The sequence below is a fragment of the Sphingobium sp. EM0848 genome, assembly GCF_013375555.1.
In the GTDB taxonomy this organism is placed as follows: Bacteria; Pseudomonadota; Alphaproteobacteria; order Sphingomonadales; family Sphingomonadaceae; genus Sphingobium.
This window is the reverse complement of the sequence record NZ_JABXWB010000001.1, coordinates 169,633-189,545: the sequence shown is the minus strand read 5'-3', so window position 1 is coordinate 189,545 and position 19,913 is coordinate 169,633. Positions and strand designations below refer to the sequence as shown.

Genomic DNA, 19,913 nt, shown 5'->3' with positions numbered 1-19,913 from the left:
GTCAGCCTTCCTCGCCCTTGGCGGGCGCGTCGGCGCTCGCGGCGGGCTTCTCGCTGGTCGCGCTGGTTCCTTGGCCTTGCGGCAGACGCAGTATGAAACGATCCGGGTCGCGCATGTCGAACTTGACGATGCCCCGGCCGAGCAGCCGGTTCACGCCGTCCATGCGCGCGAAATTGACCAGCGCCGTGGCGGAGGGCTTGTCCCCCTCCGGCAGCGACAGCGTCTCCCCCGACTGGAAGCGCAGGTCCCAGCGCCGGTTCCCGACCCAGGTGGCGCCGGCCAGCATGGGTTTGAGCGCGGGCGCATTTTCCATCAGCTTGTTGAGGCCCGCCGTCTGGAGATTGGCATTAGGCCCCACCACCAGCGGCAGATCGGGCATCGCGCCCGGCGACACCGATTGCAGCACCACGCCAGCCACGTCGATCAGGTGAAGCTGCCCGTCATGCTGCCACACCGCGACGGGATCGCGCTCGACGACATCGACCACCAGCGTATCGGGCAGGCGGCGGGAAATGCGCGCATCCTTGACCCAGCCGAGCTTCAGCATCTCATCGCGCACCCTGGGCAGGTCGAGCGACAGCATGGAGCGGTTCACCTGTCCCAGCGCGATATTGTAGATCGGCAACTCGTCCATCCGCTCGACGCCGCGGACCTCGACCTTCTCGACCTCGAAACCCGCACTCGCCGCCAGTTCGGATGCCTTCTGCCCGGCCATGGCGGGAAGGCCCAGCAGCATGGCAATGCCGACCACGCCTGCCAGCACGATGCCCACAATGGCCCAACTCGCCATTCGTTGCAGCGTCTCCTCGCTGAAAGGGAGCAGATTCAGCAGGCTGTCGACCCAGCTCCGGCGCTTGACCGGACGCCCGCGTCCCCCGCTGCGACCGCGCGCGCCGGTCGTGCGCGTCAACCGCGCCGTCCCGCCACGCCGGATGCGTGCTTCAGCCATGCTTTGCCCCCTTTGCGCCTTCCCTGAGCGCGTCCTCGACTATGCGCTCCACCAGTTCGGCATAGTCAATGCCCAGCTTCGCCGCCTGTTCGGGAACCAGGCTCAAGGGCGTCATGCCCGGCTGGGTGTTGACCTCCAGCAGGAACAGCCCCTCTATCCCCTGATTGTCGTCCCAGCGAAAATCGGAGCGCGACGCCCCTTTGCAGCCCAGCAATTGATGCGCCCGCAGAGCGATGGCCTTGCAGGCTTCCGCAATTTCATTGGGAATCTCCGCCGGGCAGACATGCTCGGTCATGCCGTCGGTATATTTGGCGTCGAAATCGTAGAAGCCGCTTTTCGGGCGGAGTTCCGTGACCAGCAGCGCCTCTTCGCCCAGCACGGCGGTCGTCAGTTCCCGGCCGCGAATATAGGGTTCGGCCAGAAGTTCGTCGAAATGCTGCCACGGCCCCTCGACATCGCGGCCGATGGGCGAGCCATAATTGCCGTCCTGCGTCACGATGGCGACGCCAACCGAGCTGCCCTCATTGACCGGCTTCACCACATAGGGACGCGGCAGAGGGTCGGCTTCGAACAGGCTGGCGCTTTGCACGATATGGCCGCCGGGCATGGGAATGCCATGGGGCACCAACGCCTGTTTGGTGAGTTGCTTGTCGATGGCGATGACCGAGGTGGCAAGGCCCGAATGGGTGTAGGTGAGGCCCATCAGGTCCATCATCCCCTGCACCGTGCCATCCTCGCCGGGGACACCGTGGAGGGCGTTGAACACGACATCGGCCTTGGCTTCGGTGAGGCGAGCCGCAACATCACGGTCCATGTCGATGCGCGTGACCTTATGCCCGCGCGATTCCAGCGCCTTGGCAACACCTTCACCGCTCGACAGCGAAACGGGCCGCTCGGCGGACCAGCCACCCATCAGGACGGCAACATGCCAAGGACCACGGCTCATTTCGACAACCCCACTAGCTTTTCCTGATTGGCGTCGTCGGCAGACAGGCCGACACGCTGAATTTCCCATTCCAGTTCAATGCCGCTCTTTGCCTTCACCCGGCGGCGGACTTCCTCGCCCAAAGCCTCGATATCCGCGCTGGTCGCCTCACCCAGGTTGAGGAGGAAATTGGTGTGCTTCTCCGACACCTGCGCGCCGCCCAGTTGCAGGCCCCGGCATCCGGCTTCGTCCACAAGCTGCCAGGCCTTATGGCCATCGGGATTCTTGAAGGTCGAACCGCCGGTCTTGCTGCGGAGCGGCTGGCTTTCCTCGCGAGCGGCGGCGATGCGATCCATCTCCGCCTGAATGGCGGCAGGTTCGCCCGGCATGCCCCGGAACACCGCGCTCACCACCACAGCGCCTTCGGGCAAAGTGCTGTGACGATAGGTGTAACCCAGCGCATCAAGCGACAGCGTGACCACCTCGCCCGAACGCAACACGACCTCACACTCCACGAGAATATCGCAGGTTTCGCGGCCATAAGCGCCGCCATTCATCCGCACGAAACCGCCGACCGTGCCGGGGATCGAGCGCAGAAACTCCAGCCCAGCAATCCCTGCATCCCGTCCGGTCGAAGAAACCAGAATCCCCGAAGCCCCTCCCCCGCAACGCAGGGCCGTCGCATCGATCTGCTCGACCTTGGCGAAGGGCTTGCCAAGGCGCACGACCACGCCCGGAACGCCGCCATCGCGGACGATCAGGTTCGAGCCAAGCCCCAGCGCCATCACGGGGATCGCCGGGGCCAGATCCCGCAGAAAATCGGAGAGGTCAGCCACGTCCTTCGGCTCGAACAGCCATTGCGCAAGGCCCCCCGCCTTGAACCAGACGAGGGGGCCAAGCGGCGCATCAGCCTTGAGCGAGCCGCGAACCGAAGGAAGGGACGTTGTCGCCAGCGTCAATCGCGCATCCCCCAGAGCCGCATCCAGCCCTTCATCGCCCTCATCCCCGCTTCGCCCGCCTGATTGGCGGCCATGCCGGCTTCCACATTGCGCTGGGCCGCATCGACCATCTGCTGCGCCGCTTCGATGCCCTGCATCTGGACGTCGATCATGCGCTTCTGCATTTCGAGGCCGACATTGAGCAGTTCGAACATCAGGCCGCTTCCTTTGCCGTAACCGCCGGAGCAAGCCCCGCCGCCCATTTCGTGATGTCGCCAGCACCCAGACAGATGATCATATCGTCCGCCTGAACATCGGCCGCAATCACGCGAGCAAGGTCATCCGCCCCCTCGATGGTCGAAGCGCGATGATGCCCCCGGCGCTTCAAACCCGCGACCAGTTCAGCGCTGTCCACACCCTCGATCGGCTGCTCGCCCGCCGGATAAACCGGGGCGGCATAGACGATGTCGGCGTCGTTGAAGGCCTGCTGGAACTCATCCATCAGGTCGCGCAAGCGGGTAAAGCGGTGCGGCTGAACCACGGCGATGACCCGGCCCTTCGCCCCTTCGCGGGCGGCGGCCAGCACCGCCTTGATCTCGACCGGATGGTGGCCATAATCGTCGATCACAGTCGCGATGCCGCCCTCGACAGCGATTTCTCCAACCTTGGTGAAACGCCGCTTCACGCCGCCGAATTTGGCGAAGCCGGTCTGGATCGTCGCGTCGTTGATCCCCATTTGCAGCGCCACGCCGATCGCCGCCATGGCGTTCAGCACATTGTGGCGGCCGGGCATCGGCATTTCGATCCCTTCGATGCGACGAGTCGAGCCGTCCCGCTCGCGAATCTGCACGTCGAAGCGATTGCCGCCGGGGATGGGCTGGACATTCTCGCCGCGAATATCGGCCTGCGCCGAGAAACCGTAAGTGACGATGCGCCGGTCCTGCACGCGGGGCAGGATCGCCTGCACTTCGGGATGGTCGAGACAGAGCATCGCCGCACCATAGAAGGGCACATTTTCGACGAACTCGACAAAGGCGTCCTTCACCTTGTCGAAGCTGCCATAATGATCGAGATGCTCGGGATCGATATTGGTCACGACCGCCAGCGTGCCGTCGAGCCGCAGGAAGCTGCCGTCGCTCTCATCGGCTTCCACGACCATCCAGTCGCTCTTGCCGAGCCGGGCGTTGGAGCCATAGCTGTTGATGATGCCGCCATTGATGACGGTCGGGTCCACCCCGCCCGCGTCCAGCAGCGCCGCGACCATGGAGGTGGTCGTGGTCTTGCCATGCGTGCCCGCGACGGCGACGGTCGACTTCAGGCGCATCAGCTCCGCCAGCATTTCCGCGCGGCGGATGACCGGGACGCGCTTTTCCAGCGCCAGATCGACTTCCGGATTGCCCTTCTTGATCGCGGTGGAGGTCACGACCACGGCGGCATCGCCCAGATTTTCGGCCTTATGGCCGATCATCACCGGGATGCCCTTCTTGCGCAGGCCTTCCACGACATAGCCTTCGGCGACGTCGGAGCCCTGAACCTTGTAACCCAGATTATGCATCACTTCGGCGATGCCGGACATGCCGATGCCGCCAATGCCGATGAAATGGATCGTGCCGATGTCGGTGCCGACACCCTTCATGCGGGAACTCCCTGGAGATTGAGGCTGGTCGGCGTCGGGCCGACACGCAGCGGGTCATTGACGATGGGCGCGGTGCCGATGCTTTCCAGCAGGTCGGCCATGTCGCGCGCGGCATTGGGACGGCCGCAGGCGCGGGCGCGCTTGGCGGCGTTCTGGAGGGCGCCGGGTTCCAGCGCCATCTTCTGCATCTGCTTGGCGAGTTCGACCGCCGTGAAGCGCGCCTGCGGAATCGTGCGCGCGCCGCCCGCCTCGGTCATTTCGCGGGCATTGGCGGTCTGGTGGTCGTCCATGGCGCTCGGCAGCGGGATCAGGATCGCCGGGCGCCCCGCGCAGGTCAGTTCCGCCAGAGTCGAAGCCCCCGCACGGGCGATCACCAGATGCGACCAGCCCAGCTTTTCCGGCACATCGTTGAAATAGGTCGCCAGATCAGCCGGGATTTCGAGGTCGGCATAGAGCTTGCGGACCCGCTCGATATCCTCGGCGCGGCACTGCTGCGTCACCTGCAAACGGCGGCGCAGGCTGAGCGGCAACATGCCAAGGCCATCGGGCACGACGCTGGAGAGGATGGTCGCCCCCTGGCTGCCCCCGATCACCAGCACGCGGAAGACGCTTTCATCGGTCAGCGCGGGAAATTCCTCGTCGCGAAGCTGCTTCACTTCTTCGCGCACCGGATTGCCGATCAGATGCACCTTGTCGGCGAACTTGTCCTTGAGCCGCTCGACCACCGGATAGGCTGTCGCGATGGCATCGACCCGCCCCGCCAGATAGCGGTTCACCCGGCCCAGCACGGCATTCTGCTCATGGATGGCGGTCGGAATGCCATCGGCCAGCGCGCCCAGCAGCGCGGGCATGGCCGGATAGCCGCCAAAACCGACCACGGCGGTCGGGCGAAAAGTCTCGTTCAACCGCCGCGCCATCGCCCGGCCCGCCAGAATCGCGTTCAACGCACCCGGCCAGCTCTTCGGATTCTTGGTCATGCGCCCGGCGGGCATGACATGGACCTGAGCCTTGTCGAAAATGCCAGGAATCTTGGCGCCGCGCTCATCCGTCACCAGCGCGACATGATGGCCGCGCGCCATCAGCTCCTCCGCGACGGCATGCGCCGGAATCATATGACCACCCGTCCCGCCTGCGGCGAGGACGAAGTGACGGGAAATGCTCATCGACCACTCCATTTGACGACCGTGTGCCGACCCATGAAGGGATTGCGCCGCGTGAACGCGAGCAACAGGCCGACGCCGATACAAAGCGCCAGCATAGAGGAGCCGCCATAGCTGATAAAGGGCAGCGTCATGCCCTTTGAAGGAAATATCTGCGCATTGACGCCCATGTTGATGATCGCCTGCAACCCGAACTGGGTCGTCAGCCCTGCGGCGGCGAGGATCGTGAAATTATCGTCCTCATCCAGCATCCGCAGGAAAACGCGCACCACGATCGCCAGATAGACACAGGCGATGCCGATGCAGGCGAGCAGCCCGAATTCCTCCCCAATGACGGAGAAGATATAGTCGGTATGGGCCTCGGGCAGGCGGAATTTGGCCTGCCCCCCGCCCGGCCCGACACCCAGGAACCCGCCATGGGAAATGGTGCGGAAGGCCAGTTCGGTCTGGTCCGGCCCCATGTCCTGCGCAACGCCGATGCCCAGAAAGTCGTTGATGCGCTGACGACCATTCTCATAGAACATGTACATCAACACCAGCCCGCCCAGCGCCGCTCCGGCCAGGACGCCAATCGCGCGCATCGACACGCCCGACAGCAGCAGCAGCCCGCCCCAGCAGGCAAGGAAGATCACCGTCTGGCCAAAGTCCGGCTGTTTCATCAGGATCGCCGCGATCAACGCGGTCGTCACGCCCGTCAGCGGGATCACCGGCAACGTCATGTCCTTGCCGCGCAAGGACAGCAGCCAGGCCATGGTGACGACATAGACCGGCTTCAGAAACTCGGACGGCTGGAAACGGAAGCCCGGCAGGTCGATCCAGCGCTTTGCCCCGTTCACCACGGAACCGAGCACCGGCACCAACAGCAGCGCCAGCGCAAAGACAATGCAGAGGCCCACGGCCAGCCGCCGCGCCTGCGTCCGGGGCAGCATGGAAATGATCAGCATGATCGGCAGGCCGAGGAACACCCACATCAGCTGGCGATAGAAATAGATGAGCGGCGTCACCGAAACCGCACTGGTCGACCGGTCAATCGCCGCCACGGGCGAAGCCGCCGCGACCGCCACCAGCCCGATCGCCATCAGCGCGACGATCAGCGACAGCAGGACGCGGTCGATTTCCCAGAACCAGATGGCAAGCGCCGTGCGTTCCCGCGGGACGGTGCGGTTCTTGAACTCTTTGACAAGTTCGCCTGCCCTGAACATGCCCCTTAACCCCTTCAGGCCCTATTCCAACGCCGCGACGGCAGCGGCGAAGGCATCGCCCCTCGCCTCGAAATCGCGAAACTGGTCGAAACTCGCGCAGGCGGGCGACAGCAGCACCACATCCCCCGGCTGGGCCACCCGCGCCGCGCGGCGAACGGCGGCGGATAGCATTTCTGAATCGTCAACCGCCATATGCGGCTTCAACAGTTCAACGAACATAGGCCCCGCTTCACCGATGGTATAGGCCTGCGCGACATGACCGAACCAGGGCGCGCATTCGTCCAGATTATCAGTCTTGGCGAGGCCTCCGACGATCCAGTGCAACCGCTTGCGCCCATCGACCGGCGGATAGGCGGCCAAAGCGGGCGCGGTCGAAGCGGCATTGGTCGCCTTGCTGTCGTTGACGTAGAGGACGCCGTTCAGTTCGCGCACCCGCTGCATCCGGTGCGGGAGCGAGGCGTAGCTTTGCAGGCCCTGCTCGATGATCGCCTCATCAATGCCGAGCGCGCGGGCGACGGCGATAGCGACGGCAGCGTTTTGGGCATTATGCGGCCCTTGCAGCGAAGGCCAAGCGGCCTGCGCGGCACGATCGATATCGGCGGCCTTCACTTCCACGACACCGTCATCCCCGCGAAGGCGGGGATTCATCTCCCCAGCCTTGCGCCCAGTCGCAAGGTCAGGAGATGGGTTCCCGCTTTCGCGGGAATGACGAACAGATAAAAGAATTGAGCGGCTGGGCTCATCCTCAGCAGCAATGACGGCAATATGCCCCGCCGACTGCATTTCAAACAGCCGCGCCTTGGACGCGACATAGCCTTCAAAGCCATTATAGCGGTCCAGATGGTCCGGCGTGATGTTGAGCAGCACCGCCACATCGCAATCGAGGCTGAGCGTCAGGTCGATCTGGTAGCTCGACAGCTCCAGCACGTAGACTCCGCCCTGAGGCAGCGGGTCCTGCCCCAGAATCGGCAGGCCGATATTGCCGCCCATGCGGGTCGGGATGCCCGCCGTCTCGATGATATGATGGACCAGAGCGGTGGTGGTCGACTTGCCGTTGGTGCCGGTGATCCCGACCACGCGATGCTTCGGCAGCGCCGGACGGGCGAGCGCGAACAGCTCTATGTCGCCGATGACGGGCACGCCCGCCAGCTTGGCGTGCATGGCGATAGGATGCTTGTTGAGCGGCACGCCGGGCGACACGACCACGCCGTCAAAGCCCTTGAGGTCGATTTCGGTGGGATCGGCCAGCTCCGCCTTGCCCGCAACGGCGGCGCGGGCTTCATCACGGCTGTCCCAGGCAACGACCTCGGCTCCGCTCGCCGCGAGGCATTCGACCGTGGCGAGGCCGGAACGGGCAAGGCCCAGCACCGCATATTTCTTGCCGGCAAAAGCGTCCGAAACGATCATCCCTACCTCAGCTTCAGCGTTGCAAGACCGGCGAGCGCCAGCACGAAGGAGATGATCCAGAAACGGATCACGACCGTCGGCTCGGCCCAGCCCAATTGCTCGAAATGATGGTGGATCGGCGCCATTTTGAACACGCGCTTGCCGGTACGCTTGTAGAAGAAGACCTGGATGATGACCGACATGGCCTCCACCACGAACAGGCCGCCGATCACGCCCAGCACGATCTCATGATGCGCGGTGACGGCGATCACGCCAATGGTCCCACCGAGAGCAAGGCTCCCCGTATCGCCCATGAACACGGCGGCGGGCGGCGCGTTGAACCAGAGGAAGGCCAGCCCCGCCCCAATGATCGCGCCGCACAATATGGTGAGGTTGCCTGCGCCGGGCACATGCGGAAGTCCCAGATAATGAGCGAAGTCCGCGCGCCCGACGAGGTAGACGATCGCCATGAAGGCCATGCAGGCGATGATGACCGGCATGGTGGCAAGGCCGTCCAGCCCATCGGTCAGGTTCACCGCATTGCCGAACGCCACGATCACGAAGGCAGCGAACAGGAAGTAGAACGGTCCCAATTCGATCGCCGGACCGTTGTAGAAGGGCACATAGAGCGCGGTATTGCCATGCTGGCTGACGATCAGCCACGCCGCGAAGCCCGCGATCAGAAATTCGAAGGCAAGGCGCATCTTACCGGAAAGCCCCTTGTGGCTGGCCTTCGTCACCTTGTCATAATCGTCGAGGAAACCGATGGCGCCAAAGCCGAGCGTCACGAACAGGCACGCCCAGACATAGATGGACGACAGGTCCATCCACAACAGCACCGAAGTCACCATGGAGGTGAGGATCATCAACCCGCCCATGGTCGGGGTGCCGCGTTTGGCAAGATGCGTCTGCGGGCCATCGTCGCGGATCGGCTGCCCCTTGCCCTGCCGCACCCGCAGCCAGCCGATGAAGCGCGGGCCGATGACAAGGCCGATGATCAGCGCGGTCGCAATCGCGGCGCCGGCGCGGAAACTCAAATAGCGGATGAGGTTGAACGCACCCGCGAAATCCAGAGTCTGGGCAAGCCAGTAGAGCATCAGTTCTTAGCTTCCTGTAGCGCGGCGACGAGGCGGGAGAGGCCGATGCCGTTCGAGCCTTTGACAAGTATCGCGTCACCCGCGCGCATTTCGGTTTGAATGAGATCGGTCGCCCGGGCCGCGTCGGACACATGATCGAAGGCCATCACGCCCTTTTGCGCTTGGGCAAGCGCTTCGGCCAGCGGCTGCATTTCGTCACCGACGAGGATGGCATAGTCGACCTGGCTCCCCATCAGCGGCTCAACGAGGCCCGCATGAAGCTCCCGACTGCGGTCGCCCAATTCGCGCATCCCGCCCAGTACGGCAATACGCCGTTCGGCCGACTCCCGGCCAAGCTGCTTGAGCGTCGCGGCCATGCTCAGCGGATTGGCGTTGTAGCTTTCGTCGATCAGCAGCGCCTCGCCGCCCTTGGCCTGCACCATGCGCCGCTCGCCCCGGCCCGGCAGGCCCGGCATTTCCGCCAGCGCCAGCCCCGCCGCCGCCAGATCGCCGCCCAACGCCTCGACCGTCGCCAGCACGGCCAGCGCATTGGACACCCAATGATCCCCCGGCGCGCCTACGGTGAAGCACAGCTCCACGCCCGGCAGCGTCGCCGTCACCAGCGTTCCGCCACCCGCCGCCGGCACCATGTCGCGGGCGCAGACATCGGCTTGCGCGTCGAAACCGAAAGTCAGGATGCGCCCGGCATGCTGCTCCGCCTTGGCATAAAGGGTCGCGACATGCGGGCTGTCATAGGGGATGATCGCCGTGCCGCCGGGTTCCAACCCCTCGAAAATCTCTGCCTTGGCCTCGGCAATCTTCTCCTCGGTGCCGAAAAATTCGATATGGGCGGGCGCAATGGCAGTAACGATGGCGGCATGCGGCCGCACCTGCCGGGTCAGCGCGGCCAGCTCGCCCGCATGGTTCATGCCCATTTCGAACACGCCAAATGCCGACTCCCGCGCCATGCGCGACAGGCTGAGCGGCACGCCGACATGATTATTGTAGCTCTTGACCGATCGATGCACCTCACCGGGGCAGATCCGGTCCAGCGCCAGGAACAGCGCTTCCTTGGTGCCAGTCTTGCCGACAGAGCCGGTGACGCCGACCACCTTGCCCTGCATCCGGACACGCGAAGCCCGGCCCAGCGCCTCCAGCGCCGCCGCGCTATCCGGCACGAGCACATGCGGCTGGGCGATCGGTTCGCTGACGATGGCGCCCGCCGCCCCCTGTCCGAAAGCCTTTTCCACGAAACGATGACCGTCCGTCGTTTCGCCCTTCATCGCGACGAACAGGTCGCCGCCGGTCACTTCACGGCTATCGAACGCCACGCCCGAAACGGCGAAGGGCGCCGAAGCGACGCCCCCCGTTGCCTGCGCAATCTCTTCGGAGGTCCAGAGCGTGCTCATCCGGCACATTCCCGCGCCACGGTCACATCATCGAACGGCAGCACGCGGTCGCCGATGATCTGGCCCTGTTCATGCCCCTTGCCCGCGAGAAGAACGATATCATCTGCACCGGCCTGCGCAATGGCGGCGGCGATGGCGGCCCGGCGCCCGCCAATTTCCTCCGCCCCCGGTGCGCCCGCCATGATGGCTGCGCGGATGGCCGAAGGCTCCTCCGAACGCGGATTATCATCGGTCACGATCACATGGTCGGCCAGTTCCGCCGCGACCTTGCCCATTTGCGGCCGCTTGCCCGCGTCGCGGTCCCCGCCCGCGCCGAACAGCGCGATCAGGCGCCCACGCGTATGCGGCCGCAGCGCCTCGATCGCCGCGCGCAGGCCATCGGGCGTATGCGCATAATCGACATAGACCGGCGCGCCCGCGCGGGTGATGACAGCGCGCTCCAGCCGCCCGCGCACGGGCTGCACCCGGCCGAGCAGTTCCAGCACCTTGCCCACATCCTCGCCACCCGCAATCACAAGGCCAGCGGCGGTCAGCGCATTGGCCGCCTGATAGGCGCCGATCAGCGGCAGGTTGACCTTATAGAGCTTGCCCTCAACCTCGACGTCCAGCGTCTGGCCCAACTGGGTCGGGGTGCGGTTGGCCAGGCGCAATGCCTGCCCCTGCACCCCGACGCTCAGCACACGAAGCCCCCGCTTCGTAGCCCGCTGGAGTACCTTGTCCGACCACTCGTCATCGGCCCAGACGACCGCCGCGCCATCCGGCGCGACAACCTCGTCGAACAGCCGCATCTTGGCTTCGAAATAGCTGTCCATGTCGCCATGATAATCGAGATGATCGCGCGACAGGTTGGTGAAGGCCGCCGCCGATACCCGCAGCCCTTCGGTGCGATATTGCGCCAGACCGTGGCTCGACGCCTCGAACGCGGCGTGGGTGATGCCCTCGCGCTTCAGCCCCGCCATGTTGGACAGGAACGTCACGATGTCCGGCGTGGTCAGCCCGGTCGACACCTGATCGACCGAGGTGGTGACGCCCAGAGTGCCGATGGAGGCCGAATGATGCCCCAGCATCCGCCACAATTGCCGGGCCAGCTCCACCGTGGAGGTCTTGCCGTTGGTTCCGGTGACGGCAACGGTCACATCGGGAAATGGCGCGAAATAGCGCGCGGCCAGTTGCGCGAACAGGCGGCGCGGATTGTCATGGGCGATATGGATCGCGCCCTCGACCTTCGCTTCGGGCCGCGCAACCACCGCCACGGCCCCGGCCTGCACGGCCGCGGGAATGAAGTCCTCGCCATTCACCCGCACGCCCTGAAAGGCCCCGAACACCGTGCCCGGCGCGACCTTCCGGTTATCGATTGCAAAGCCCGACACCGGCATATCTGACGATGCCTTGGTGTCGAGCTTTGCATCCAGCCCCTCGATTAGCGACCCGAGGCGCATTTTATTCTTTCTCCTTATCGCCGTGCAGCAACGGCATGAGGTCGGAAATATCGACATCGCGCCGCTCGTCGGGCAGCACGCCCAGCATCGGCCCGGTGCGCTCCACCACCCGCTTCACCACTGGCGCGGCAGTCCAGGCCGCCGTGCGCAGACCATATTGGCCCGTCGCCTCGTCCATGGTGACGAGGACCACATAGCGCGGATTGTCCATCGGGAAGGCAGAAGCGAAAGTCGTCACCAGCGAAGTCTTGTTATACCGGCCCTCTTGCGGTTTTTCGGCCGAACCCGTCTTGCCGCCCACCCGGTATCCCTTGGCGTCGGCGCTGCGTCCTGTACCCGCCGCGACGATCATGCGCAACAGTTGCCGCATCCGCGCGCTGGTGGCGGCGGAAAAGACGCGACGCCCCTCCGGCACCTCCTCCGCCTTCAATTTACGCAGCGTAGCGGGCCGCCACAGGCCGCCATTGACCAGCGCCGCATAAGCCGAAGCGAGATGCAAAGGCGTTACGGCGATGCCGTGACCATAGGAAACGGTGAGCGTGGTGATGCGTCCCCAATTGGCCGGCCACAGCGTCCCGGCGCGCTCATTGAGTTCAATCGGCGCGCGATCGTTGAAGTGCAACTCCCGGAAAAGATGCTGCAAAGGCTCCGCGCCCATCTGGTCCGCGATCCGCGCCGTGCCGATGTTCGAGCTGTGCACGAGGATTTCGGGCACGTTGATCCAGCGGCCGAGCGGATGGTCGTCCTTGATGCGGAAACCGGCGACCGCGAGCGGCGCGGTCGCGTCATAGGTCTTGGACATGGAGGTGACGATCCCCCGATCCATGGCCGCGCCGATGGAGAGCGGCTTGAACGCCGATCCCAATTCGTAGCGCGCCTGCACCATATGGTTGCAGAGCGGCGATTCGCTGCATGTCTTGCCCGCGTAATTTTCCAGCTTGTTGGGATCGAACACGGGAATCGAGGCCATGGCGATCACTTCGCCGGTGTTCGCATCCAGAATGACGCCACCGGCGCCCTTGGCACGGGTCTGCACCAGCTGCGCGTAAAGCTCGCTCTCCAGCGCGCCCTGCACCCGGCTGTCGATGGACATGGTGAAGGGCTGGCCGCGCAATGCCGGATCGGTCAACCGGTCGTTGAACGCCGCCTCCACGCCCATGCCACCCTTGCCGTCCGCATTGGGTGCGAAACCCAATATATGGGCCGCCAGCGTCCGCTGCGGATAGAGCCGTTCCTTCTCCCGCGGGAATTCGATGCCGATCTCGCCCAGCGCGTTCACCGCCGCCACTTCTTCAGGCAGCGCCCGGCGGCGCAGATAGGCCCAGCCTCTGCCGGTCAGCTTCTTGCGGAAGGCCGCCTCGGGCTCGTCGGGGAAGATTTCATGCAGCTTGCGGGCAAGGTCCGCGGGATCGCTGATCAGCTTGGACGGCCGAACGGCGATGGAATAGGCATCCATGGTCCGCGCCAGCGGCACGCCATTGCGGTCCACAATGTCGGCACGGGCAGGCACGCCGGACATGACGTCGCCGCCCCGTCCACCGCCTGCGAAAATCCCCACCCAGGTCAGGCGCAGGATCACGACCGCCGTGATGACCATGAACAGGATCAGCAGCAGCATCAGGCGATTATGCGCGATCGCCGTCAGGTCGACGCGTTGTTTACCCGCCCTTGGACCGCCTGGCTGGACGATGATCGTCGCCATTAACGATCCCCCTTCCGGCGCTCGCGCTTCGCCTGCGCGGTCAAGTCGCCCATGGTGCTGTCATCCAGCAGCTTCGCGTCCAGCATCGCCATCCGCTCGGCACGGCGAGCAACGGGGTTGGGCTTCGACGTGTCGGCATCGTCCTTCGCCTTTTCCTTAGGCGTCTTGACCGGCGCGGCCTTGGCGATCTTGTCGACATTGTCGGCGGCATGGGCTTCGCGGATCACGGCGATATCGCTGCGAATCTGCGTTGCGGCGGGGCTGGCGGGCACGGCCTGCGGCGCGGAGGGCAGATCGGCAGGCGTCTGCACCATCGCCACCATCACCGGCGGCGCGACATAGTCCGGGCCGTTGGGCTGCACGCCGTCCAGATGCGCCAGAGCGCGCTCCCCCGCCAGATATTGCTGGGCGGTCGGCGTCGCATACATGAAATCGTCCTGGTTCCAACGCTCCAGCTGGCGCATGTTCGCGCGCGCGCTGAACTCGGTTTCCAGATAGCGGATATCGGCCTTGGCCCGCGCGATCTGCACCCGCACCTTCATCAACTCGTTGCGCTCGGTCGCCACCTTCAGCGACACCATATAGGCCCCCAGCGCGCCCAGTGCGACGAGCAGGATCCAGATCAGGCTCTGCAATCTCTTGACCGCGATCATGAGCGGGGATTCCTGTCTTGGGTTGGGCGAGGGGAAACGGGAGCGGAAGTCCGAATGGCGCTGCGCAAAGTGGCGGATCGGGCTCGGGGGTTGCGGGCCAGTTCCGCCTCTCCGGGCCGCACCGCCTTGGCGGGCTTCTGGAAAGTCGGCGCATCCCCCGCCTTCTTTTCAGGCAGGTGGCGCGATCCGCCCCCCTCCCCGCCACTCCGTTTGCGCAGGAACTGCTTGACGATGCGGTCCTCAAGCGAATGGAAGGTCACGACCGCCAGACGGCCGCCTTCCTCCAAAATCGCCTCGGCCGCCTCCAGTCCGCGCTCCAGTTCTTCCAGTTCGCGGTTCACATGAATGCGGATCGCCTGGAAGGTCCGGGTCGCCGGGTCCTTCTTGTCATGCGGCTTGTACCCCAGGGCACGGCGCACGACGCTGGCCAGTTGCCCGGTGCGCTCCAGCGGGCGCGCCTCGACAATCGCCTTCGCCACCCGGCGCGAGCGCGGTTCCTCGCCATAGAGATACAGTATATCGGCGATTTCCTGCTCCGGGGCCGTGTTCAGGAAATCGGCGGCATTCATTCCGCTCTGGCTCATGGTCATGTCGAGCGGCCCGTCCGCCTGAAAGGAGAAACCCCGCTCAGGCCGGTCGAGTTGCATCGAGGACACGCCGATGTCCAGCGTCACGCCCGAAACGGAGGTTACGCCCCGTTCGGCCAGCAATGCTTCCATCCGCGAAAACTCGCCCGCGATCAGGGTGATCCCCTTCTCGTCAGCCAAGGCCTGCCCCTCACGGATCGCATCGGGATCGCGGTCGAACGCAAAGACATTCGCCCCCTTGCCCGCCATCGCGCCCGAATAGCCGCCCGCGCCGAAAGTGCCGTCGACATGGACCTCGTCGGGGTTGATGGCGAGGGCGTCGAGCACTTCGTCGATGAGCACCGGAATGTGGCGGTCTGGATCGACAGGAGCGCTCACTTGCCGCCTCCCGCCGCCCGCTGGTCCAGCCAGCGGCGCACCTTGTTGCGGATCAACTCCGGCCGATCCTTGCTGTCGACCAGCGTTTCGGGCTTCCAGATCTGGATGTAGCGGCCCACGCCATAGAAGAACACGGCGTCGGTGATGCCATATTCTTCCTTGATGTCGGGATGCATGGCGAAGCGGCCGCCTTCGTCGAAATTCACCTCCTCGATGGTTCCGAGGCGGCGTTCCAGCTCCAGATCGGCATCATAGTCGCGCCCTTGAGCGCGCGCTTCGCGGGCCAGTTCCTCGACTTCGGTGAACAGATGGCCGCGGTGCGACTCCCCAAAGCCCGTGGCGCAGGGGTTGCCACCATGGACCGAGAGAAAAAGCCGCGTTTCGTTGCCGCTGGAGAGCTTGACCTGCCGGCGCATCTCCAGGGGCAGCACGAAACGGCCCTTGCCGTCCGCGACGCTGAACGCGTTGCCCGTATAGAGAATGAGTTCCGACACTTTTGGATCGCTGCCCTTCTGTTCCCAGGGCACAGGTCATCGCCGTCCGGATGCGCCATTCGCGACCCGGCCCACAGGACTAGCAAAGCCTGACAAACCCCTATGGCCATCAAATACCAAGCCACGGGGTTCAAGAAAAGGGATATTTTGGGAGAAACCGGGAAATCCTGTTTTGTTCTGGTATTTAGTCTCCATTTTCCGGTTTCAGCAGGGCGGGACGTGGCACGGAGCGGTCCAAAGGAGGCCGATTCCGCCGCCGAAACAGCACCGCGCCCAAGGCTGCCCAGAAAATCCCGACCAGAACCGCCCAGCGAACGGCATTGACCAGCGCGTCGGCCGACCTGACCCAGCGGTGCCCGGCGGGAAGCTCTCCGCCCAAAGCCTGCGCAATGAATTGCGGCGTGTCGGCAGTCCACTGACCGGGGTCGAGCGGCGCGGCCGGATCGGCCAGCCAGAGCCGGTCATCGATCAGATCGGCGTCGGCCACCATGGTCGCACTCCCCCTCCCCACCGTACAGCGCGCCACCAGCCCGCGCCCGACGATGCGGCAATCCGGCCCCGCATCCTTGAAACCGGAGGCCGCATAGACGGTCAGCACCCGCCCATCGCTCAGGAAATGGCGCCCCTCACCCGCTCCGGCGGCGGGCGGCGTCAGCTTTACGCCCCAGACTTCGAACATGGCGGAGAGCAAGGTGACGGCAGGTGGCCTGCGCCGGTCGCCCAAGGGAAGATCCATCGGCCAGCGCAGTTGCGGATCGGCCAGGATCAGCGCTGTGCCGCCTCTGCTGATCCATGCATTGAGCGCCACAAGCTCATCCATCGAAAAGGCGCGCGGCTGGGCGAGAAGGAGCGTCTTGGCGCGGCTCTTTTCCAGCGCGAGCGGGCTGTCGAGGGGCATGACCGTGAAACGCTGGCGTAACAGGGTGATGATGGGCGCATCAACCTTGGCCGCCAGCCCCTGCCCATTCTCCCGCCAGAAGAGGGGCAGGCCGCTGATCACCGCCAGTTCCGGCGACTTTTGCGAAGGTTCGATGCGAGGCTCTCCTGCAAGCCAACACATCGCCAGCGCCAGCAGAGCCAACCCTATCCCGACCAGTTTTCGTACTCCTGTGAAAGCAGGAGTACGAAAAGCTCTAAATTGCAGCCCCGCCAGGATCGCCAGCGCCATCCCACCGACCAGCCACGCCACCGGCACCAAGCCCGGCACCCGCCAACTCGCCAGAAACGCACAGGACAGCACCGCCCCAACCGTTCCCAGCCCCGCCCACCAGGCCGCACCCTCACTCCGCCAGCGCTTCAGCAAGGCCGCCGCTGGAACCAACATCAATGCGGGCAGCATCCAACCCCGCGGATCGACCTGCCCCGTCCGCAACATCCCCGGCAACCCACCGAGCAGCACCAGCAACCCCGGCACGCCCAGCATCACCCAAGTTCGGACCAGAAATTTCAAGCGATCAGGCCGGAATCAGCGCGACGCCGGTTGAATCTCACGATCCATGGGTTTTTTAAGATTGGGGTCCGGCTGAAGGTCCGGCACGATCGGCGCCTGCTCCGGCGCGGGCTGCACGCCCAGTTCCGCCAGCGGCTCCTTGGGCGACACGGCATTGACGTCCATCGTCGGCACGGTCGGCGGCGGCACCGCCGGATCGTCGATCCGCGCCTTGTCGATCACGATATTCGCCAGACCCACGAGCAACACCACGCCCGCCAGCCCGGTGAGGCCGATCTGGACACGCTGCAACCCTTCCTGTTGGCGGGGTGTTTCAGCCATGAAGCGCTCTTTTTCTTCGCCGCCGCGACCCGTGTCGGCGGTCAACGATTGTGCGCGAGCCAGGGGAAGACCGTCAAGCCCTTCGATTCCAGCCATTCGCGATTGTAGAGCGTTGAAAGATAACGAAAGCCGGTATCGCACAGAATCGTGACGATCCGCTTGCCCGGCCCAAGCTGCTTCGCCAGCGCCACCGCGCCCGCGACATTGATGCCCGACGACAGGCCCAGACACAGCCCTTCCTCCGCCAGAAGACGCCGCACCCAGAGCAGCCCTTCCTCGTCCGAAATACGGAACTGGGTGTCGATCGGCGCGCCCTCCAGATTGGCGGTGATGCGGCCCTGACCGATACCCTCGGCCACCGAATTGCCCTCGGCCTTCAGTTCGCCATGGGCGTAATAATTGTAGAGCGCCGCGCCATGCGGATCGCTCAAGGCAATGGTGATATTCTCGTCATGCGCCTTCAGGCCCAGCCCGACGCCAGCGATCGTGCCGCCTGTCCCCGCCGCGCAGGTGAAGCCGTCAATCCGGCCCTCCATCTGAGTCCAGATTTCCTCGGCGGTGCCGATGATATGCGCCTTACGGTTGGCGATATTATCGAACTGATTGGCCCACACCGCCCCTTCCGTTTCCTCCGCCAGACGGCGCGAGGTGTGCACGAAATGCCCCGGATTGGAATAGGGCGCCGCCGGAACCGTCACCAACTCCGCACCCAGAGCGCGCAGCGTGTCCATCTTCTCGCGGCTCTGGGTTTCAGGCATCACGATGATGGATTTATAGCCCTTGGCATTGGCCACCAACGCCAGACCGATGCCGGTATTGCCCGCCGTGCCCTCGACAATCGTGCCGCCGGGCTTCAACACCCCCTTTTCCTCGGCATCGTTGACGATGAACAGGGCCGCGCGATCCTTTACGGACGCGCCGGGATTGGCGAATTCGCACTTGGCGTAAATGTCGCAACCCGTCTCTTCGGAAGGGCCGGCAAGGCGCACCATCGGCGTGTTGCCAATCAGTGCGAGGCTATCTTTCTGAACCAGCATGTCCTCCGCATAGCGGACCAGAGGCAGGCTTGCCAAGCAAGGGAATGATGATGGGGCGAAAGTCCGGGTTGTCGCCCTCCGCTTCACCGCTCCGTCCCATGGCGGGACAGGCCGGAATCCGCAGAGGAATTGGCAAGGCTTTTCCTTTATGGGCGATGCGCAGGGCACGGATTTTCAAGGAAAAGTCAGATTTGGCGGATAGGAGCACAGCGGTGAGGCATGGCGCGATCGTCGCAGCGGCGCTGGTTGCGCTTGCCGTGCCGCGCCTGATCACCGCCGCGCCGCTCGACCTGCTGGCGGCGTCCGGCACGCAGGACGATCCCGCCGAAAAGCCGGGTGAGAACTGGCCCGGATCGGCCTTTTTCTTCGCCCAAGGCGCGTTCGATCCCGTGCCCGGCGCGCTGCGAAGCGAGCATGTCCTCGGCCTCGACAGGGTGCAGGCCGCTCCCGCCATGGCGTTTCGGGGCCTCACCCCTCTCGACAGCTACCGGGCGCTCAACTGCCTGACTTCCGCCATCTACTATGAGGCTGGAAGCGAGCCGGAGGACGGCCAGCGCGCCGTGGCCCAGATCGTGCTGAACCGCGTGCGCAATCCGGCCTGGCCGAAAAGCGTCTGCGGCGTCGTCTATCAGGGATCGGAGCGCACCGACGACCGCTGCCAGTTCACTTTCAGTTGCGACGGCTCCATGGCGCGCATGGCAAGCACCGAAGGATGGGGCCGCGCCCGCCGCATTGCGAGTCAGGCCCTTGCCGGTCTGGTCTACCGGCCGGTCGGCCTTGCCACCCATTATCACACGCTGGCGGTTCGCCCCGGCTGGGCGGCAACGATGCGGCCGGTTGCCGTCATCGGCGCGCATATCTTCTATCGTGCCCTGGGCTTCGATGGTGCGGCTTCCGCCTTTCGCCTTCCCTATCCGGGCCGGGAAACACAGTCCGGGCCGTCCCGCCCGATCTGGTCGACGAAACCCGTTCCGCTCGATCCGGGCATGGCACTGGCCGCCCCACTTCCGCAGAACGCGCCCGCGCCAGGCCGCACAGGCACCGAAGCCCTGCCCGCCCCCGGACCGGCTCTTCCCCAATCGGACATCCGGCCGGAATATCGCGACAGCGGCCGCCCGCTGATCTGATCGTTCCAAATTTTTCCGCGGGAGTGGAATATTTTCTGGTTAAC

19 protein-coding genes are annotated in these 19,913 nt (G+C 64.9%); 1 reads left to right on the top strand and 18 read right to left on the bottom strand.

Translation table 11 applies throughout. From position 1 onward, the window contains the following. Position 1: 1 nt before the first annotated feature. From HUK73_RS00870 to HUK73_RS00785, 18 genes are all read right to left on the bottom strand, one after another. Positions 2-949, bottom strand: a complete 948-nt coding sequence (locus HUK73_RS00870) for a cell division protein FtsQ/DivIB (protein ID WP_176590211.1) — start codon at positions 947-949, stop codon at positions 2-4. Next, positions 942-1,895 carry a D-alanine--D-alanine ligase gene (locus HUK73_RS00865; protein ID WP_176590210.1) on the bottom strand — a complete coding sequence of 318 codons (954 nt, stop codon included), beginning with the start codon at positions 1,893-1,895 and terminating at the stop codon, positions 942-944. Before HUK73_RS00865 ends, HUK73_RS00870 begins: the two co-directional genes overlap by 8 nt. Then, positions 1,892-2,833, bottom strand: coding sequence for a UDP-N-acetylmuramate dehydrogenase (murB, locus tag HUK73_RS00860; protein WP_176590209.1), 942 nt, complete (start codon positions 2,831-2,833; stop codon positions 1,892-1,894). Before murB ends, HUK73_RS00865 begins: the two co-directional genes overlap by 4 nt. Beyond that, positions 2,830-3,027 (bottom strand): hypothetical protein, encoded by a 198-nt coding sequence (locus HUK73_RS00855; RefSeq protein WP_176590208.1) that lies wholly within the window; start codon positions 3,025-3,027, stop codon positions 2,830-2,832. Before HUK73_RS00855 ends, murB begins: the two co-directional genes overlap by 4 nt. Continuing rightward, complete coding sequence (gene murC, locus HUK73_RS00850; RefSeq protein WP_176590207.1) at positions 3,027-4,448, bottom strand: UDP-N-acetylmuramate--L-alanine ligase; 1,422 nt, start codon at positions 4,446-4,448, stop codon at positions 3,027-3,029. The genes HUK73_RS00855 and murC overlap by 1 nt, the downstream gene beginning before the upstream one ends. Continuing rightward, positions 4,445-5,611 (bottom strand): undecaprenyldiphospho-muramoylpentapeptide beta-N-acetylglucosaminyltransferase, encoded by a 1,167-nt coding sequence (murG, locus tag HUK73_RS00845; RefSeq protein ID WP_176590206.1) that lies wholly within the window; start codon positions 5,609-5,611, stop codon positions 4,445-4,447. The genes murC and murG overlap by 4 nt, the downstream gene beginning before the upstream one ends. Beyond that, on the bottom strand, positions 5,608-6,810 hold the full coding sequence (locus tag HUK73_RS00840; RefSeq protein ID WP_176590205.1) for an FtsW/RodA/SpoVE family cell cycle protein: 1,203 nt from the start codon (positions 6,808-6,810) through the stop codon (positions 5,608-5,610). The genes murG and HUK73_RS00840 overlap by 4 nt, the downstream gene beginning before the upstream one ends. A gap of 21 nt (positions 6,811-6,831) precedes the next feature. Beyond that, positions 6,832-8,217, bottom strand: a complete 1,386-nt coding sequence (gene murD / locus HUK73_RS00835; protein ID WP_176590204.1) for a UDP-N-acetylmuramoyl-L-alanine--D-glutamate ligase — start codon at positions 8,215-8,217, stop codon at positions 6,832-6,834. A gap of 2 nt (positions 8,218-8,219) precedes the next feature. After that, positions 8,220-9,293: a phospho-N-acetylmuramoyl-pentapeptide-transferase gene (gene mraY, locus HUK73_RS00830; RefSeq protein WP_176590203.1), complete on the bottom strand. Its 1,074-nt coding sequence runs from the start codon at positions 9,291-9,293 to the stop codon at positions 8,220-8,222. Beyond that, complete coding sequence (gene murF, locus HUK73_RS00825) at positions 9,293-10,681, bottom strand: UDP-N-acetylmuramoyl-tripeptide--D-alanyl-D-alanine ligase (protein WP_176590202.1); 1,389 nt, start codon at positions 10,679-10,681, stop codon at positions 9,293-9,295. The genes mraY and murF overlap by 1 nt, the downstream gene beginning before the upstream one ends. Then, positions 10,678-12,120, bottom strand: a complete 1,443-nt coding sequence (locus tag HUK73_RS00820; protein ID WP_176590201.1) for a UDP-N-acetylmuramoyl-L-alanyl-D-glutamate--2,6-diaminopimelate ligase — start codon at positions 12,118-12,120, stop codon at positions 10,678-10,680. The genes murF and HUK73_RS00820 overlap by 4 nt, the downstream gene beginning before the upstream one ends. 1 nt (position 12,121) lies before the next feature. Continuing rightward, a complete protein-coding gene (locus HUK73_RS00815) occupies positions 12,122-13,822 on the bottom strand; it encodes a penicillin-binding protein 2 (RefSeq protein WP_176590200.1) in 1,701 nt (566 codons plus the stop codon). Continuing rightward, positions 13,822-14,475, bottom strand: a complete 654-nt coding sequence (locus HUK73_RS00810) for a colicin transporter (RefSeq protein WP_176590199.1) — start codon at positions 14,473-14,475, stop codon at positions 13,822-13,824. Before HUK73_RS00810 ends, HUK73_RS00815 begins: the two co-directional genes overlap by 1 nt. Continuing rightward, the gene (gene rsmH / locus HUK73_RS00805) at positions 14,472-15,440 is read right to left on the bottom strand and encodes a 16S rRNA (cytosine(1402)-N(4))-methyltransferase RsmH (protein ID WP_176590198.1); all 969 of its coding nucleotides are present in this window, start codon (positions 15,438-15,440) and stop codon (positions 14,472-14,474) included. Before rsmH ends, HUK73_RS00810 begins: the two co-directional genes overlap by 4 nt. Next, positions 15,437-15,934 (bottom strand): division/cell wall cluster transcriptional repressor MraZ, encoded by a 498-nt coding sequence (locus HUK73_RS00800; protein ID WP_176592747.1) that lies wholly within the window; start codon positions 15,932-15,934, stop codon positions 15,437-15,439. Before HUK73_RS00800 ends, rsmH begins: the two co-directional genes overlap by 4 nt. Positions 15,935-16,118: 184 nt before the next feature. Then, entirely contained in the window at positions 16,119-17,384 is a 1,266-nt protein-coding gene (locus tag HUK73_RS00795) for a hypothetical protein (RefSeq protein ID WP_255326148.1), read from the bottom strand. 15 nt (positions 17,385-17,399) lie between these two features. Next, entirely contained in the window at positions 17,400-17,705 is a 306-nt protein-coding gene (locus HUK73_RS00790; protein ID WP_176590197.1) for a hypothetical protein, read from the bottom strand. 41 nt (positions 17,706-17,746) lie between these two features. Then, complete coding sequence (locus tag HUK73_RS00785) at positions 17,747-18,742, bottom strand: cysteine synthase A (RefSeq protein WP_176592745.1); 996 nt, start codon at positions 18,740-18,742, stop codon at positions 17,747-17,749. A 155-nt stretch (positions 18,743-18,897) separates the two neighbouring features. Between HUK73_RS00785 and HUK73_RS00780 the strand changes: the two genes are divergently transcribed. Further along, positions 18,898-19,869 carry a cell wall hydrolase gene (locus tag HUK73_RS00780; RefSeq protein WP_176590196.1) on the top strand — a complete coding sequence of 324 codons (972 nt, stop codon included), beginning with the start codon at positions 18,898-18,900 and terminating at the stop codon, positions 19,867-19,869. Positions 19,870-19,913: the final 44 nt, after the last annotated feature.

Bases quoted from the DNA above. Each gene is read 5' to 3' on its own strand.
- HUK73_RS00870 (WP_176590211.1), bottom strand. From the start codon at position 949: ATGGCTGAAGCACGCATCCGGCGTGGCGGGACGGCGCGGTTGACGCGC.
- HUK73_RS00865 (WP_176590210.1), bottom strand. From the start codon at position 1,895: ATGAGCCGTGGTCCTTGGCATGTTGCCGTCCTGATGGGTGGCTGGTCC.
- HUK73_RS00855 (WP_176590208.1), bottom strand. From the start codon at position 3,027: ATGTTCGAACTGCTCAATGTCGGCCTCGAAATGCAGAAGCGCATGATC.
- murC (WP_176590207.1), bottom strand. From the start codon at position 4,448: ATGAAGGGTGTCGGCACCGACATCGGCACGATCCATTTCATCGGCATT.
- murG (WP_176590206.1), bottom strand. From the start codon at position 5,611: ATGAGCATTTCCCGTCACTTCGTCCTCGCCGCAGGCGGGACGGGTGGT.
- HUK73_RS00840 (WP_176590205.1), bottom strand. From the start codon at position 6,810: ATGTTCAGGGCAGGCGAACTTGTCAAAGAGTTCAAGAACCGCACCGTC.
- murD (WP_176590204.1), bottom strand. From the start codon at position 8,217: ATGATCGTTTCGGACGCTTTTGCCGGCAAGAAATATGCGGTGCTGGGC.
- mraY (WP_176590203.1), bottom strand. From the start codon at position 9,293: ATGCTCTACTGGCTTGCCCAGACTCTGGATTTCGCGGGTGCGTTCAAC.
- murF (WP_176590202.1), bottom strand. From the start codon at position 10,681: ATGAGCACGCTCTGGACCTCCGAAGAGATTGCGCAGGCAACGGGGGGC.
- HUK73_RS00820 (WP_176590201.1), bottom strand. From the start codon at position 12,120: ATGCGCCTCGGGTCGCTAATCGAGGGGCTGGATGCAAAGCTCGACACC.
- HUK73_RS00815 (WP_176590200.1), bottom strand. From the start codon at position 13,822: ATGGCGACGATCATCGTCCAGCCAGGCGGTCCAAGGGCGGGTAAACAA.
- HUK73_RS00810 (WP_176590199.1), bottom strand. From the start codon at position 14,475: ATGATCGCGGTCAAGAGATTGCAGAGCCTGATCTGGATCCTGCTCGTC.
- HUK73_RS00790 (WP_176590197.1), bottom strand. From the start codon at position 17,705: ATGGCTGAAACACCCCGCCAACAGGAAGGGTTGCAGCGTGTCCAGATC.
- HUK73_RS00785 (WP_176592745.1), bottom strand. From the start codon at position 18,742: ATGCTGGTTCAGAAAGATAGCCTCGCACTGATTGGCAACACGCCGATG.
- HUK73_RS00780 (WP_176590196.1), top strand. From the start codon at position 18,898: ATGCGCAGGGCACGGATTTTCAAGGAAAAGTCAGATTTGGCGGATAGG.